Source organism: Mesorhizobium sp. WSM4845, assembly GCF_055811455.1.
Genome location: NZ_JBVVQA010000005.1, coordinates 252,136 through 266,792 on the forward strand (window position 1 = coordinate 252,136; position 14,657 = coordinate 266,792).

At 61.9% G+C, this 14,657-nt stretch carries 14 protein-coding genes; 8 read left to right on the forward strand and 6 right to left on the reverse strand.

Annotation, left to right across the window (positions count from 1 at the left end):
• The 3 genes from AC0L2C_RS08745 to AC0L2C_RS08755 all read left to right on the forward strand — a co-directional run bounded on the left by AC0L2C_RS08745 (window position 1) and on the right by AC0L2C_RS08755 (window position 1,385).
• Complete coding sequence (locus AC0L2C_RS08745; RefSeq protein ID WP_128182966.1) at window positions 1-540, forward strand: DUF1697 domain-containing protein; 540 nt, start codon at window positions 1-3, stop codon at window positions 538-540.
• Window positions 541-867: 327 nt separating this feature from the next.
• Window positions 868-1,170 (forward strand): DUF982 domain-containing protein, encoded by a 303-nt coding sequence (locus tag AC0L2C_RS08750; RefSeq protein ID WP_128183164.1) that lies wholly within the window; start codon window positions 868-870, stop codon window positions 1,168-1,170.
• 38 nt (window positions 1,171-1,208) lie between these two features.
• Complete coding sequence (locus tag AC0L2C_RS08755; protein ID WP_473523174.1) at window positions 1,209-1,385, forward strand: hypothetical protein; 177 nt, start codon at window positions 1,209-1,211, stop codon at window positions 1,383-1,385.
• 103 nt (window positions 1,386-1,488) lie between these two features.
• Here the strand turns inward: AC0L2C_RS08755 and AC0L2C_RS08760 are convergent, their stop codons facing one another.
• The gene (locus AC0L2C_RS08760; RefSeq protein ID WP_473523216.1) at window positions 1,489-2,172 is read right to left on the reverse strand and encodes a TetR/AcrR family transcriptional regulator; all 684 of its coding nucleotides are present in this window, start codon (window positions 2,170-2,172) and stop codon (window positions 1,489-1,491) included.
• 131 nt (window positions 2,173-2,303) lie between these two features.
• Between AC0L2C_RS08760 and AC0L2C_RS08765 the strand changes: the two genes are divergently transcribed.
• From AC0L2C_RS08765 to AC0L2C_RS08775, 3 genes are read left to right on the forward strand one after another with little or no spacing between them, the layout of a single operon-like run.
• The gene (locus tag AC0L2C_RS08765) at window positions 2,304-3,329 is read left to right on the forward strand and encodes an efflux RND transporter periplasmic adaptor subunit (protein WP_473523175.1); all 1,026 of its coding nucleotides are present in this window, start codon (window positions 2,304-2,306) and stop codon (window positions 3,327-3,329) included.
• A gap of 6 nt (window positions 3,330-3,335) precedes the next feature.
• Window positions 3,336-4,577 (forward strand): ABC transporter permease, encoded by a 1,242-nt coding sequence (locus AC0L2C_RS08770; RefSeq protein ID WP_473523176.1) that lies wholly within the window; start codon window positions 3,336-3,338, stop codon window positions 4,575-4,577.
• Window positions 4,574-5,245 carry an ABC transporter ATP-binding protein gene (locus AC0L2C_RS08775; protein WP_473523177.1) on the forward strand — a complete coding sequence of 224 codons (672 nt, stop codon included), beginning with the start codon at window positions 4,574-4,576 and terminating at the stop codon, window positions 5,243-5,245. The genes AC0L2C_RS08770 and AC0L2C_RS08775 overlap by 4 nt, the downstream gene beginning before the upstream one ends.
• A gap of 70 nt (window positions 5,246-5,315) precedes the next feature.
• Here AC0L2C_RS08775 and otsB read toward each other — a convergent pair whose 3' ends face one another.
• From otsB to AC0L2C_RS08795, 4 genes are all read right to left on the reverse strand, one after another.
• On the reverse strand, window positions 5,316-6,077 hold the full coding sequence (gene otsB / locus AC0L2C_RS08780) for a trehalose-phosphatase (RefSeq protein WP_473523178.1): 762 nt from the start codon (window positions 6,075-6,077) through the stop codon (window positions 5,316-5,318).
• Window positions 6,074-7,828, reverse strand: a complete 1,755-nt coding sequence (locus AC0L2C_RS08785) for an alpha,alpha-trehalose-phosphate synthase (UDP-forming) (protein ID WP_473523179.1) — start codon at window positions 7,826-7,828, stop codon at window positions 6,074-6,076. The genes otsB and AC0L2C_RS08785 overlap by 4 nt, the downstream gene beginning before the upstream one ends.
• Window positions 7,829-7,980: 152 nt before the next feature.
• Window positions 7,981-10,143 carry an amylo-alpha-1,6-glucosidase gene (locus tag AC0L2C_RS08790; RefSeq protein WP_473523180.1) on the reverse strand — a complete coding sequence of 721 codons (2,163 nt, stop codon included), beginning with the start codon at window positions 10,141-10,143 and terminating at the stop codon, window positions 7,981-7,983.
• A gap of 42 nt (window positions 10,144-10,185) precedes the next feature.
• Window positions 10,186-11,247, reverse strand: coding sequence for a glycosyltransferase family 4 protein (locus AC0L2C_RS08795; protein WP_473523181.1), 1,062 nt, complete (start codon window positions 11,245-11,247; stop codon window positions 10,186-10,188).
• Window positions 11,248-11,461: 214 nt separating this feature from the next.
• On the opposite strand from AC0L2C_RS08795, the gene AC0L2C_RS08800 reads away from it, so the two are divergent.
• Window positions 11,462-11,764, forward strand: a complete 303-nt coding sequence (locus AC0L2C_RS08800) for a DUF982 domain-containing protein (protein ID WP_287064485.1) — start codon at window positions 11,462-11,464, stop codon at window positions 11,762-11,764.
• Window positions 11,765-11,888: 124 nt separating this feature from the next.
• On the opposite strand, the gene AC0L2C_RS08805 is transcribed toward AC0L2C_RS08800, so the two are convergent.
• Window positions 11,889-12,629: a helix-turn-helix transcriptional regulator gene (locus AC0L2C_RS08805; RefSeq protein ID WP_287183258.1), complete on the reverse strand. Its 741-nt coding sequence runs from the start codon at window positions 12,627-12,629 to the stop codon at window positions 11,889-11,891.
• 246 nt (window positions 12,630-12,875) lie between these two features.
• Between AC0L2C_RS08805 and AC0L2C_RS08810 the strand changes: the two genes are divergently transcribed.
• The gene (locus AC0L2C_RS08810) at window positions 12,876-14,624 is read left to right on the forward strand and encodes a PAS domain S-box protein (protein WP_473523182.1); all 1,749 of its coding nucleotides are present in this window, start codon (window positions 12,876-12,878) and stop codon (window positions 14,622-14,624) included.
• Window positions 14,625-14,657: the final 33 nt, after the last annotated feature.

Consider the following 14,657-nt stretch of genomic DNA (forward strand, 5'->3'; position numbering starts at 1 on the left):
ATGCAAACCTACGTCGCTTTGCTTTACAGCATCGTCCTGGGCGAGGGGCGGCGCGTCGTCATGTCCGATCTCAGGGCCATGACAGAGGGCCTGGGCCTGAACAACCCGCGCACGCTGGTGGCGACCGGCAATCTGGTTTTCGAAACGAAAGAAACAGAGATTGCCGCGCTGGAGCGCCGATTGGAGACGGCGTTCCAAAAGACCTTCGGCCGCCATGTCGACATCATCGTGCGCCGCGCAGATGACTGGTTGAAGCTTGCGGCCGGCAACCCGTTTCCCGCCGAATCGGCTGCCGCCGCGGATCAGGTAGCGGTGCGCGTGATGCGCAAGCCCGTTCCCGCTGAGGCCGTCGCGGCGCTGGAGGCCTATATCGGCAAGGATGAGCGGATGCAGGCCGTCGGCGGTGACATCTGGATCTTCTTTTCGCGCGAGACGCCAAGCTCGCGTCTTGTGGCGGCGATAAGCCATAAACGGCTCGGCATCGGCACCTCGCGCAACTGGAACACCGTGCACAAATTGGCCGAGATGGTCGGGGCATAGATCTCCCCCCAAACAAGGGGAGACTTGTGTCAAGCCTTCGCGTGCCGGCTCCGGCGGAACTCGCCGTCTTCCCTGTCGAGCGCCTTCACGCGAGGGAATTGGCAACTTGGCCCAAAAGGCATTCAATGACAGTCGCGCCTATCGGCGCGTAACGGTTGATCGCTTCGCTTGTCACGTTTGGTGATTCGATTTCGGTCGAGTGATGTGAAAGACTTCGTTTTTGGCCCGACTTTTTTCACCATCGGGCCCTGTTTGCCGGAAACCACATGGTCAACAGTAAATTTAAAAGGTTCGATCAGGCACATAGCGATCGACCGGGAGGAAACAATGGATCGCCTGCAATTCTTTACGCCTGTGCGGATTTCGCGCGGGCAGGAAAGTCCTGCCGAAGAAATTGATAGCGTAGCCGAAGCGATGGAGTTCTTGCGTAGATGGCCAGTCGGCCGGCGTGGGCCAATCTACCAATGCGCGGTGAATTGCTGCTCCGCGGCTCTGGCGGGCAGGATGTCGGCAGAGGAAGCAAGGAAGGCTTTTACCGGCTTCGCCCGCATCACGCGCTTGCTCGACGACGACATGGCTCTGCCGATAGGCGGCGGCAATGTTCATAGCGTGCATGCGCTGAGGCGATGAACGTTCCTATTTGGCCCCTGTCGACCGGGCCGGCCGTGATGATCCTCGTCAGCACGTCAACGATCGGCAAGCCGATCACCGGGGAAAGCAGGCATTCTGATCCTCCGTCAGCCGATGCGATGCAGCATTTCCTGAAGACCGCCGCGGCATATGGCTACTGGAACGCAACGCCGGAAGAGAATGCGAGTGTAGGTCTTTCACCGACACCCCGCTGATCTGGACGGCGCCGGCAAAGCCATCTCCACGGCAGTAGGCGCAGTCGCTGCGGCGATCTGTCAGGGCGCGGTGAATCGCTGCGCCGTGGCTTGGCTCGGCGGCTCACGGGCCTGCTTCGAGGAAAGCCCGGGCAAACCCGGGTTGTGCTGCTTCTATCGTTCCATCGGGCAGCCTCAAAAGCCGGTCGATTGCGATGCCGTAGAGCCGCAGCCGATCGTCAAGCAGCCGCGCCGCTTCGTCGATATTGCCTTGCTCGGCCTTCAGCAGGGCGCGGTGCATTACATCCCGAAAGATCAGCCGCAGCTGCAAGAACATCTCGGCGAAGGCTTCCGGATCGGGCACGTCGAAGATGCCTTCGTCGCTGCCTTTCCTGAGCAGATCGGTAATTATCGGCATGGCCAATTCCCTGGCCGCCTGGTCGACCCGATGGAAGAGGGCAAGGTTTTCGGGCCGGAACAGGACGAAAAACGTCTTGCGCATGTGCGGGGCAAGCTCGACGTTCAGCCGCCGCGAGCCGGCAAACAGGGCATTGAGCCGGCCAAGCCCATCGAGTGAGGGATCGTTGAGCACCGGCTGCAACTCGGTGAAGCTGTCGCGGGCGAGACGTGTGGCGAGCGCCTCCAGCAAGGCCTCTTTCGATGCGAAATAGTGGTAGAACGCGCCCTTCGACAGGCCGGCCTCGCGGATGATGTCGTTCACCGTCGTGTTGTCGTAGCCGCGCTCGAAGAAAAGCCGCTGGGCGCAGTCGAGGAGCTCGGCGGATCGTATCTCCGGCGACTTTATCACTCGGGGCAAATCGAACCTCACAAAGTGCAGGTGGGGCAAGAGGAGCACGAACCGGAGCTTTATGCAACTTTTATAGACCGACGGTCGGTCTAGTGCTATTATCTGTCACCGCAGGACATTCGGATTCGATCATGAAGGAGAGTCTCTTGCGACGGATACGCTGGACGGCCAGCATCGTTGTTGTCGCGGCCGCGGCTGCTTTCGGCGCCTGGTATCTGTGGCAACCGGCCAAGGTTTCGCTGGTGACGCCACAACGCGGCGACGCGGCGCAAATCGTTTACGCGAGTGGCTCCGTCGAGCCGCGAACCTGGGCCAAGGTAACTCCGGTGGTTCGCGAAAGGATCGTCGAGCAATGCAATTGCGAGGGGTCGAGGGTTGCACAAGGCGACGTGCTCGCCAGGCTCGACGACAGCGAGGCCCGGGCCGTGCTTGGCGAACTCGAGGCGCGTCAAGCGCTTGCCCAGGAAGAGCTCCGGCGGCTGACGGTGCTTGCCGAAAGGCGTGCGGCGAGCCAGCAGGCTCTCGATCGTGCGCAGAGCGAGCTCGGCCAGATCGAAGCGCTGGTCGCCGGACAGAAGGCGCGACTTGATTCCTACGTGTTACGCGCGCCGAGCGCCGGCGTCGTGCTCAGGCAGGACGGCGAGGTGGGTGAGGTCGCCGAACTCGGCACGGTGTTGTTCTGGGTCGGCGAGCCGAAGCCGCTCCTCGTCGTCGCCGAGGCCAACGAGGAGGACATACCCCGGGTCGAGGTCGGCCAGCGCGCGCTGCTTAAATCCGACGCGTTCCCCAGGCAGAACCTGGAAGCCGTGGTCGACAGCATCACACCCAAGGGCGATTCGGTGACGAAGACCTATCGCGTCCGTTTCCGCCTGCCGGACGATACGCCGCTTCGTATCGGCATGTCGACCGACGTGAACATCGTCATCCGCGTTTCGAAAAATGGGCTGTTGATCCCGCCCGTTGCTGTGGACGGGAATAAGGTGTTCGTCGTCGAAGCCGACAAGGCCTGGCAACGTGAAATCCGAACCGGCATTCGCGGCACCAATGGCATCGAGGTTCTGTCGGGGCTCGATGAGAGGGCTCGCGTCGTCTCGCCCTATCCCGCCGACCTCACCGACGGCGCGCGTGTGAGCATCATCGGCGCCCAGGAGCGATGAAGCACGATGCCGCTCATCTTCGACATCGCCCTCACGCACATTGCCGGCCGCGGTCGCCAGACGCTGGTTGCCGTGATCGGCGTTGCGGTCGGTGTCGGATTCTCCATCGCCATGGCGGCGCTGATGCAGGGTGGGCAGGACGATTTCGTCAGGCAGCTCGTCGACACGATGCCGCATGTCGACATCACCGACGAGCAGCGCACAGCCCGCCGTCAACCGGCCGAGGATGCTTTTGCGACAGTGGCGATTTCCGGGCTCAGGCCGCGTGACGATCGACGCGGCATCATCAATCCGACCGCCGCGACCTCCTGGCTGGAGAGCTGGATTCCCGGTCGGTTCGCGGCAAGCCTCAAAACGCAGGGTGTGATCCGTTTTTCCAGCCGCGAAGTCGGCGCGGCGATCATTGGCATCGAACCAGAGCGCGAGTCCGGCGTGTCGCCGATTGTCGGAAACTTCGTCGAAGGCAGCTTTTCGGCGCTTGCCGCGGGCGGCAACAACGTGCTCATCGGCGACACGATGGCGAGCCAGCTCGGCGCCGGGTTCGGCGACACGATAACGGCGGTTTCTGCCGAGGGACTGTCGCGCAACTTCAAGATCGCCGGCCTGTTCCACACCGGCACCACCGCGCGCGACGAAGGCGAGGCCTATGTGCTTCTGAAAAACGCGCAGATCCTCTCGGCGCGTCCGAACGCCATCAACGAGATCCGCATCAAGCTCGACGATCCTGACCGCGCTCCGGCGGTGGCGCAGCGTGCCGAGGCCGAACTGGGCTACAAGGCGGTGGCGTGGCAGGAGGCGAATGAATCGATCCTCGAAGCGCTCGTCGTACGCAACGTCATCATGTACACCGTTGTCGGCGCGATCATGCTGGTCGCTGGCTTCGGCATCTACAACATCATCTCCACCATCACGCACGAAAAGGCGCGCGACATCGCCATCATGAAGTCGCTTGGCTTCCCGGAGTCCGACATGCGCCGGCTCTTTCTGCTGGAAGGCGTCGCGATCGGCGCTGCCGGCTCCGTGCTCGGCGGGCTGCTCGGCGTCTCCATGACCTATGCGCTGTCGCTGGTGCGTTTCGAGATCGCCGCGACCGGCCAGGAGATGACCCGGCTGCCGATCGCCTGGAGCTTGATGCACTACGTCATCGCGTCGGCCTTCGCGCTGGGCTCGGCCGCAGTGGCCGGCTACCTGCCGGCGCGTCGTGCGGCGCGCCTGAACCCCGTCGAGATCATCAGAGGCGCGTCATGAGCGCACTCATCGAGACCGAGAAACTGACCCGCGTGTTGCCCGAGACGGTTCCCGTCACGCTGGTCAAGGACATTACGCTGGCGATCAACGAAAGGGAATTCGTCGCCGTCACCGGTCCCTCCGGCTCCGGAAAATCGTCATTGCTCTACCTGCTCGGGCTGCTCGACCGGCCGACCGCCGGGACGTTGACAATAGGCGGCCGCGACGCCGAGCCGATGAATGAGAGGGAGCGCGCGCGGACCAGGCTTTCGATGCTGGGCTTCGTGTTCCAGTTTCATTTTCTGCTGCCGGAGTTCACGGCGCGCGAAAATGTCGAAATCCCAATGCGCAAGCTTGGCCGGCTGGCACGACCCGAGATGCGCGAACGGGCCGGTGAGCTGCTTTCATCCCTGGGGCTCGGCGAACATCTCGACAAGCGGCCCGACCAACTCTCGGGCGGCCAGCGTCAGCGCGTCGCGGTAGCACGCTCGCTCGCCAACGACCCGCCGCTTATCCTCGCCGATGAGCCGACGGGGAGCCTCGACAGCAAGAGTTCCGAGCAGGTCTTCGCAATCCTGGAGAACCTGGTGCGCGAGCGCGGCAAAACCGTCGTGGCAGTTACGCATGATCTCGACATGGCGGCGCGCATGGATCGCCGCATTCACATCGTGGACGGGAAGATCGGCTGAACCGGAACCAATCGGCGTTCATCCGATCAGGCATGACGCGAGCCTGTCCAATGATCACCGGGGATCGCGATCAGGACACCCGCGCCGCGCCGAAATTGGCCTCGATCCAGGCTATTGCCTCGGTCACGTCGTCGAGAGCATAGCTTGCAACCGTCGGCCCGCGCGGCTTCACGCGGATAGAGATGCCGTTGGCCTCGTTTATTGCCTCGAAACCGTTTTCGTCCGAGGTGTCGTCGCCGAGGAATACGGGCCGCCGGCCGGCAAAGGGCTGGATTTCCATGAAACGCCGGATGGCAGCTCCTTTGACAGCTTCCAGCGGCATGAGTTCAACGCCAGCGTTTCCCGCAATCACGCGGTATCCGGGTGGAAGCTGCGTCAATGCCTGTTCGACAAGCTGCGTTGCCCGGGCAAGCAGTTGCGGCGCAGCGCGGGTATGGATGGCCAAGACCGGTCCCTTGCGCTCGACGTAGACCTTGCGTCCACCCAGTTCGGCCTCAATCTCGTCGGCAAGAGCCGCGATATCCGCCGGAGCGTCGGCAATGTCGACTTGACCGTCCGCCGTCAACCGATGCTCGAGCCCGTACAGCCCTGCAATGCGCAGCTTCAGGGGATGAAACAATCTGTCCACGGCAGAAACCGAACGTCCGGTGATGAAGGCGAGGGAGCCGCCCAGCCTTCGCTCGATATTTCCGAGAAGCTGACGCAGTTCATCACCGACGAAGACAGCGTCGGGATGAGCGGCATGTTCCAGCAAGGTGCCGTCGATATCGAGAAAAAGCGCCCATTGCTCTTCCGGCAGGTTGGGGGCCAGCGGCAGTCTCAGGTCCGTCACGACGCCGCCTTTCGCGCCCGCTCGAAGATGGAAACGACGTTGTTGCTGTTCCGCTCGCCGTTGCCGGTCACCCCGCGCTTGCGAAGGCGCGCAGCGTCCAGCAGCATGCTGCCGGCCCAGCGATAGACGTTGTTGTCGCGGACCATCTCGCGCATGGGCCGCATGCGCTCGCGCTGCTCGTCCGGCGTCATGGTCAACGCCTGCAGCAGCGCCTCGCTCATCATGGTCGCATCATAGGGGTTGACGATCAGTGCCTCCAGGAGCTCGCGCGAAGCGCCGGCAAAGGTGCTGAGCAGCAGCACGCCCTGTTCGTCGTCGCGCGCCGCGACGAATTCCTTGGCGACCAGGTTCATGCCGTCATGCAGGCTGGTGACCATGCATATGTCGGCGGCGCGATAGATCTCGTAGACCTGCTCCTGCGAGTGATGTTCGGCGAGCAACAGGACGGGACTGTAATTCTCGCCGCCGTAGCGCTGGTTGAGCTCTTCGGCATAGCGAAGGCATTCGTCATGAAGCTGCTGGTAGGCCGGCAATGTGCCTCGGCTCGGCGCCGCGACCTGCAGGAAAACCACTTTGCCTACCCATTCGGGATATCGCGTGAACAATTCGTCCAAGGCCTGAAAGCGATCGGGAATGCCTTTGGTGTAGTCGAGGCGCTCGACGCCGACGCACAGTTTGACGTTCGCCGGCAGCCCGAATCTTTCGCGGAGACGGGCACGGCATTCCTCGACAGCCGGCAATCTTGCCAGCAGTTCGGCCGGCCATTCTATGGAAATGGGGTAAGCGTGGACCAGAGTCGTTTGCCCGCCATGGGAGATCGCCGCGTCCGCCCGTTCTATCCGGCTTTCCAGGGTGCGATCGACGCTTTCGGTGAAATTATTGGCATGAAACTGCGTATGGAAGCCGATGATGGAGCTGCCGAGCAAACCGTCCAGGATCCGTTCACGCCATGGACAGATGCTGTACACTTCCGAGTTGGGCCATGGGATATGCCAGAAAGTAATGATGATCGCCTCGGGCAGGCGCTCACGGATCATGCGCGGCAAGAGCGCGAAGTGGTAGTCCTGAACCAGCACGATCGGCCGCTTGTTGCGCGCTTCGGCAATCACCGTATCGGCGAACTTCCGGTTGACGGCCTCATAGACCTGCCAATCCGAGGCGCGAAAAATCGGGCGGGTGAAGGCGATATGACAAAGCGGCCACAGACCTTCATTGGCGAAGCCCAGATAATAGGCCTGGTATTCTTCCTCAGTCAGCCAGACCCTGCGCAGCGTGTAGGACGGATTGCCAGGCGGCACCTCGACCCGATCGTTCTCGTCGACGGTGAAACGGTCCGCTGATCCGCCGCCATACGCAATCCAGGTGCCGGCACAGGCGCGGGTGATCGGCTCAAGTGCCGAAACCAGCCCGCTAGCCGGCACCAGGAGCTCGATGCCATCATCCCTGGTGTTGTGGATGTAGGGCTCGCGGTTGGATACGACGATCACCTGCGTCTCCGGCAGATCGTCGGCCAGGATCTTGCGCAAGGTGTCGGGCGACCATGTGATCAGCGCTGCATCGGCCGAGTGGCCATTCTTTTCAAACTCCCGCAGCACCGTGCGAGCCGCTTCCGAAGCCAGGTCATCGCCTGCGGAGGATGCGGCCGCAGGTATGTGGCGCCGGCGGGATATCGAGAACACCAGGGCAACAGCGGAAAGGCCAAGGCTTGCAATGATTAGAACCCAGAGCACCTCTATGCCAAAGTCTGACATGGGAACAACGATCTTCTCCGGCCGGTCGGTGGCCATTTTGTTAGTTTTTCGAATTCGCGGCCGCCAATCAGCTGCCGTGCGTCGGAACGCTCGGACGGGCCATCGGTTCCGCTAATTTGCAGCCCGGCGGCTGGTTCCATGCGTAAGCCACACTAGGTCCGCACGATGAGCGGCACCAACCCCTCATGCCGGTCGGCGAGAAAGGCGACGACCCTATCGCCGACACGCTGGAATGTCAGATCCACCTTCCTGGTGCCAACGCCAAGATGCCTCAGCGTGAGCGTGTCGATACCAATCGGCAGCCTGGGACGGGTGACGTGGATTTCGCCGTCCCAGCCGTCGATCTCGAGGCCGAGGCAGGCCTGCATCAGCATGAAGGCAGACCCAGCCGACCACGCCTGCGGCAGGCAGGCGACGGGATAGGCGATCGGCGCTTCGCCCGGCGCGCGGGTAAAGCCGCAGAACAGTTCGGGCAGCCGCATGTTGAAATGGACAGCCGATTCGAAGGTGCTGCTCATCAGCCGAATCACGCTTTCACGCTCGCCAAAGCGTGCCAGACCGGCGCCGCACATGGCGGTGTCATGCGGCCAGATCGAGCCGTTGTGGTATGACATCGGGTTGAAGAACACAGCATCGTCCGCGAGCGTCCTCAGCCCCCAGCCCGAATGGAAGGACGCCGAAAGCAGCTGGTCGGCGACCATCTGCGCCCGTGCCGGCGCGGGGAGGCCGACATAGAGAAGGTGCCCGACATTAGACGTCCGCACCTTGCAGGGCTCGCCGGCGCCGTCGATCGCCAACGCATAGAAGCCGAGATCGTCCAGCCAGAAATGGCGTTCCACAGCGGCGCGCATGGCCTCGGCGCTGCTCTCCCAATGATCGGCCCTGTCGATCTCGCCGCGGCGACGGGCGAGCGCCGACAACCCCCGGAACGCGGCAAAGGCATAGCCTTGCACCTCCACCAGGGCGATCGGTCCCCTGGGGGTTCGGCCGTCGGCATGGAAGACGGAATCGCTGCTGTCCTTCCATCCCTGGTTGGCGAGGCCGGACTCGGCGGCACGCTGATAGGTGACGAAACCGGTCGGCCGGCTTGCCTCCTCGATCCATTCAGCCGCAGCGCAGAGCGACGGCCACAGGCTGTCGACGAACGCCATGTCACCGGTACGGTCCGCATAGGCGCAGGCGAGATGGATGTAGAGTGGCGTCGTGTCGACACCGCCATAGTAGCGGCCGAAGGGGAGCTCCCGCAGCGCCGCCATTTCGCCTTTGCGGGTCTCGTGCATGATCTTGCCCGGCTGCGAATCGCTGAACGGCGATGTCTCCGTCGCCTGGTGCTGGGCAAGGAAGGCCAGCACGCCTCGCGCCAAGCCCGGGTTGAGCCACAGCATCTGCAAGGCGGAGATCACGCCGTCGCGGCCGAACGCCGTCGAAAACCAAGGGATGCCCGCATAGGGGTAGGGTCCGGTCGTAAGCTCGGTGGTCAGCAGCGCCACATCCGCGCGGGCGCGCGCGACCCAATCGTTGAAGACGCGCCCGGAACTGTGCACCGTACCACCATGGCGGCGCTTGGCCCGCATGCCGAAGCGAGCCCGGGCCGCGGCGGCGCGGAAGCGATCGCGGTTCGGCGTTTCCGCCGTTTCGGGACCGACTTCGACATACAGCACCTTGCCGCTGCGCCTCGTCACGGCAATCAGGAAATCCGCTCGGTCGCCCGTCAGCTGGTCTGGCGCCTGCGAGAACGATATCGCCGATATCCGCGCAAGCCCGTCCAACCCGTCGTAGCGCAGCAGCACGCAGGTCGCATCCGTCTCGGCGGCATGGGCCATGCCGCGCTTCAGTCTTGTCGAGCCGCGCACTTCGAACATGTCGCGGAAATCTGCGGCAAAATGCAGCGAAACGCGGATGGTGGGCTGTTCCTGGCTGTAGTTGGAAAGGGTGATGCGTTCAAACAGCCGGTCCTGCCAAAGCAGCCTGACGCGTTCGATATGGATCGCGCCCTGCGGAATGTCCCGGCCGCGGACGCTCTGCATCGGCAGATTGGTCAGGTTGGAGGTGAAGAGCACATTGTCCTGGCTGAGCGACGCACCGAGCAGCGATGTCTGCCGCTCGCCGACGGTCAGCCGGAATTCGGAAAGCACGCGCGTGTCGTCACGGAAGAAACCGTCGCCGGCGCCGCGGATATCGCCGTAGGCGTCGGCCACGGCAAAACAATCGCCTTGCTTGAGGGCGAACAGCCGATGCGGCTCTCGAGGTGCGGTGGCGTCCAGGGACGCAAGTGCTACCGCGGGATCAAGCTGGCGCTCGTCGAGTTGGGCCATTCTCTACATATCCTCTCGTTTCGCCCCCTGAGGTAATGCCGCTCACGACGCTCTTGCTTCGGCCGAGGCGCCGATCAGGCGCGCATAAGCGGAAACATAGTCGCGGGTCATTCTTTTGGCAGAAAACCGCCTTTCGAAGACAGTTCGCACCTTCCGCCTGTCGAGCCGCAGCAGGTCGGGCACCGAGGCAACCGCGCCTTGCATGGAATCCACGATAAAACCGGTCACGCCTTGATCGACGATTTCCGGCAAGGCGCCGGATCTCCAGGCGATCACCGGCGTGCCGCAGGCCATCGCTTCTATGACGGCAAGACCGAACGGCTCCGGCCAGTCGATCGGGAATACGAGGCCGGCCGCTTTGCCGAGGAATTCCGCCTTCTTGTCTTCCTCGATCTCGCCGACATAGTCGACACGATCACCATCGACCAGCGGCTCGACCATTTTGCGGAAATAAGCCCGGTCGTCGTCGCCGATCTTTGCTGCAAGCTTCAGTTTCAGCCCCGAGCGCAGCGCGATCTCGATGGCACGATCCGGACGCTTGTCGCGCGACATCCGGCCAAGGAAGGCGAGGTAGGGCTCCCCTGGGCTCGGCTCGAAAACCGGCTTGTAGAGTTCGGTCGGCAGCCCGTGGTGGATCGTCGCCAGCCAGTTGGCGTCGGCCAGCCCCGTCCTTTGGCTGCCGGACACGGAGATCATCGGAAAGCGCGGAAAACGCTCATAGGCCGGCGCCAGATCGACGTAGTCGAGCCTGCCATGAGGCGTCGTCACCGTCCGCTCATGGATGTGCTCGAAGAAGGAAAAATGCAGGAAATGGCTGAGGTGGAAGTGAATGATATCAAATTCTTGAGCTCGTTTCCTCACCTCGGAAAGCATCGAAAGGTGCGCGGCTGTCTCGGATTTCAGCGGGCTTGGGTCAAGACGCAGCGCACGCTCGCGGCACGGCACTAATTTTGCCGAGGTCCTTGTATCGCCACTGGCGAACAAAGTTACGTCATGGCCTAGCTCCACCAACCCTTCAGTCAGATAGGAGACAATGCGCTCCGTGCCTCCATAGAGCCGAGGCGGCACGGATTCGTGGAGCGGCGCCACATGGGCTATTTTCATAGGCTGGCATTTCCCAGAAAGATCATCGCTGATGTCGAAATGCACCACTCCCCCGAACGTTCCGCAGCGGCAAGAAGTCGGGCGATGACTGGCGATTCACCCAGCCGGCCCGCTGCCGTTTATCAAGGCCGTGGGGTTTTTTCCGGGAACCAATTGGCTGGCCGTGAATTTAACTGGGTTCGATCGAACGCATCGCGATCGACGGGAGGAAAAAATGAATCGCCTGGAATTCTTTACGCCGGTGCGAATTGCGCGCGGGCACGGAGAACCTGTGGAAGAAATCGACAATGTCAGCGAAGCGATGACGTTTTTGCGCCACTGGCCGAAGGGTAGGCGCGGCCCGGTGTATCAATGCGCCCTGAACTGCTGCGCTGCGGCACTGGCAGGTCAGATGTCTGCCGAGGAAGCAAGAAAGGCTTTTAAGGGCTTTGCCCGGATCACCCGGCTCCTGGATAACGACATAGCGCTGCCGATACGCGGCGAAAGGATAGACAGCGCATACACGCCGAGGCGATAGACGCCTGCGCTCCCAGGTGCCAGTTTACCGACCAGCCCAGTCGGCGAGCAGCATTACCGCGACACCGGCGATCTGCGTCGGTGCGCAGGATGCCCGGGCGCCCAGATCCAGGCCGACCCCAAAATCATGGCAAGACCGAAATGCGCCCCAGAAGAGCCACCAGTTCCGCCTGACGTCTCGTTTCGGTCTTGGCGAACAGCGAGGCAAGCTGTGAGCGGATCGTGGTGCGGCTGAGCCGCCAGCTGCGGGCGATCTCCAACGGCGCATCGCCCTGAGCCAAACGCAGAGCCAGATGCGTTTCCGCGCTCGTCAAGCCAAACATCCTTTGCAGTGTCTGAGGATTTGGCCCCGACCTGTTCACACGGCCAAGCAATGCCACGATGCTGGTTCCGTCGGGGGCGATAAGACCGTTCTCTTTCAGTACCACCGGCCTGTCACCTGTGCTGCGGATCACCACCCAGGAAAGGGAGCCCGGCAGGAAAGGCGCCGGAACATTTGCGACCAGCCGCCTTAGGGCTGCCGACAGCGCACTGGCTGTATCAGCCGCTTCGCCTTTGTGCTCCAGAGTGGGGCGCTCCGGTGTGGGGCGCTCCAGCGTGGTTAGAGCGGCCGCGTTCCATTCGATTACTTTTCTGTCGCGGTCTAGTACGAGATAACCACAGCCAAGGCGATCAAGCATGCCGGTGACGGATTCCAGGCTGCGTCTCCTTGGTTCGTCGCCCCCTGTCTCCGGCCGATCTGATGCACGAGCTGAAGGATAAGCATAGGAGGGCCGCGTCACCTGCGCGTCAGGGTTATACTTGGTTCCTGTCGTGATGTACCGGTCGCCCGCAACGGCATCACTGTATCTATCGATCATAGCCATTTTCCAACCTCCCCAAAGGTCCATCAGCCCGTAGTAACTTGCCCGGGATTTACGAACAGTCTTCTTGCGCAGGGCTCGCAAAAAATGCGCTCCCTGCTGTCTTGAAACTCGTTATATTCTGATGAGTTCTGTTCGCCCCTGTTGGATAAAATGCGCGCTGTGATAGTGGTATGGCAATCCCGCAGTCGGACTAGGTTGTACGTTTTTTGCTCTAGTCTCGATGGCCTAGTCAAAAGGTAGTAGTCGATGTCGATGAACTGGCAGTCGCGCAGGTCGGATTTGAACCCAACGAGCAGACTGCTAACTCACATTGCCTCCGCATCGGTGCTGGCTGCTACGCTGATGTTTGAAACAAAAGCGTCAGCATACATCGGAGAAGGGTCGAGTTTCCTGGAATTTATTCCAGCTATTATTATCATTTCCTACCTTGAAGACCGTGGTCCTGCGCTTGCGGCAACGGTCCTGATGGTGGCTGCCGGCTTGTGGACACGAAGCACCCTGCATGGTCAGATCTCCGGCGAAGATTGGGCGCGCGCCATTCTGCTTTTGATTTCCGGTTGCGTGATTGCCATGACATTCCATCGGCTGCGGCAGGACGTGCGTGAGCTGCTGGAGGTAGCCGAAGCCAGGCTCGCTGCCGTCGAAGCAACCGAAAGCCGCTATCGTTGGGCGTTCGAACGCGCCGCCATGGGGTTCGCAAACATCAACGAGAAAGGTGAGCTGCTGCAATCCAACAGACGCCTCAGCGAGATGACAGGCTACGAGGAGGACGAGCTTGCCCAAATGCAGCTGGAGACACTCGTTCATCCGGACGACCGTGATGCCTTGGCGCAATTGCTGGGTGGCCTGGGCAAAGACTCCGCTTCGTTCGCGTCGGAGGTGCGTCTGTCAAGAAAGAACGGTTCGGCATTCTGGGCGCGGCTAACGCTCTCTTTGTCCGTGCCCGACGGGGTTCTCTCAGAGACCATTTTCGTGGTGGTCGACGATATCTCGGGACGACGAGCCGTGCACGAAGCGCTTCGGGCTCAGAAGGAGTGGCTGGACCTCGCTTTGTCTGCTGGACGCCTGGCCACGTGGCGGATCGACCTTAAAGACGGCATCGTCACCGGTTCGGGCGCGTTCTGGGACATTCTTGGACTGCCCCCGGCCGGCAGCCGCCGGTTGGAGGAACTGTCGGCCGTCGTTCATCCGGCGGACTGGCCAAAGCTGGCGGTATCGAGAAAGCTCGCATCGGTCACCAACTACGACGTCGAGATTCGCGTCCGACGACCGGACGGACATATCCGCTGGGTTGCTCTGCGCGGAAGGGAAGAGAAATACGATGATCGTCTCCAGCGGCTCGGCGTGGCCGCCGACCTGACCGAGCGACGGCAAACCACGCTGCTGCGTGCCGCGGCAAAGAAGCGGGAGCGCATCATGCTCGAGCAACGCCACAGGTTCATCAACCTGTTCCCGGTGATCACGGCACTGGTGAACATGGTCAATGTTCCCGAGAACAATGTCGCCAGGTACAAGGAGACGCTCATCGACAGGATTCGTTCGCTCGAGGCAACGCATCTGCTCCTTTCGGGCAACAGCAGCGGGTCGGGGATGCTTCACGATCTCGTTGCCCAGGAGTTGCAACCGTATATGGGGACACGCGAAATATCTGTCAGCGGTCCCTCGGTTACGATGTCGGGAGGTGCCGCCGAGAGCTTTGCGATGATTGTTCACGAGCTTGCGACCAATTCCTTGAAACATGGAGCCCTTGGCGATTCAAAGGGCCGGGTCGAGGTAAATTGGACGTTCGCATCGGAAGATGCGGGCGGTGACATCGTGTTCGATTGGATGGAATCAGGGCGGCGGCGGCCTGCAAAAGTTGTCCGCCATGGTTTCGGTTCAATGATAATCGGAGTGGATGGGGCGCCGCTTGTCGGTCACTCTCCCAAGTTGGAAATGACGGATCACGGGCTGCGCTATTCGCTGCGGCTGTCGCGCAAGGAAATCGGCCCTTGACGCCAGCGGGCCAAGCCCCTTGCGTATCAAAAG

What these genes read in the sequence shown, in the direction of transcription:
- AC0L2C_RS08810 (WP_473523182.1), top strand. Translation starts at nt 12,876, where the DNA reads ATGTCGATGAACTGGCAGTCGCGCAGGTCGGATTTGAACCCAACGAGC.
- AC0L2C_RS08805 (WP_287183258.1), bottom strand. Translation starts at nt 12,629, where the DNA reads ATGGCTATGATCGATAGATACAGTGATGCCGTTGCGGGCGACCGGTAC.
- AC0L2C_RS08750 (WP_128183164.1), top strand. Translation starts at nt 868, where the DNA reads ATGGATCGCCTGCAATTCTTTACGCCTGTGCGGATTTCGCGCGGGCAG.
- AC0L2C_RS08785 (WP_473523179.1), bottom strand. Translation starts at nt 7,828, where the DNA reads ATGTCAGACTTTGGCATAGAGGTGCTCTGGGTTCTAATCATTGCAAGC.
- AC0L2C_RS08800 (WP_287064485.1), top strand. Translation starts at nt 11,462, where the DNA reads ATGAATCGCCTGGAATTCTTTACGCCGGTGCGAATTGCGCGCGGGCAC.
- AC0L2C_RS08755 (WP_473523174.1), top strand. Translation starts at nt 1,209, where the DNA reads ATGATCCTCGTCAGCACGTCAACGATCGGCAAGCCGATCACCGGGGAA.
- AC0L2C_RS08790 (WP_473523180.1), bottom strand. Translation starts at nt 10,143, where the DNA reads ATGGCCCAACTCGACGAGCGCCAGCTTGATCCCGCGGTAGCACTTGCG.
- AC0L2C_RS08770 (WP_473523176.1), top strand. Translation starts at nt 3,336, where the DNA reads ATGCCGCTCATCTTCGACATCGCCCTCACGCACATTGCCGGCCGCGGT.
- AC0L2C_RS08795 (WP_473523181.1), bottom strand. Translation starts at nt 11,247, where the DNA reads ATGAAAATAGCCCATGTGGCGCCGCTCCACGAATCCGTGCCGCCTCGG.
- AC0L2C_RS08775 (WP_473523177.1), top strand. Translation starts at nt 4,574, where the DNA reads ATGAGCGCACTCATCGAGACCGAGAAACTGACCCGCGTGTTGCCCGAG.
- AC0L2C_RS08765 (WP_473523175.1), top strand. Translation starts at nt 2,304, where the DNA reads ATGAAGGAGAGTCTCTTGCGACGGATACGCTGGACGGCCAGCATCGTT.
- AC0L2C_RS08745 (WP_128182966.1), top strand. Translation starts at nt 1, where the DNA reads ATGCAAACCTACGTCGCTTTGCTTTACAGCATCGTCCTGGGCGAGGGG.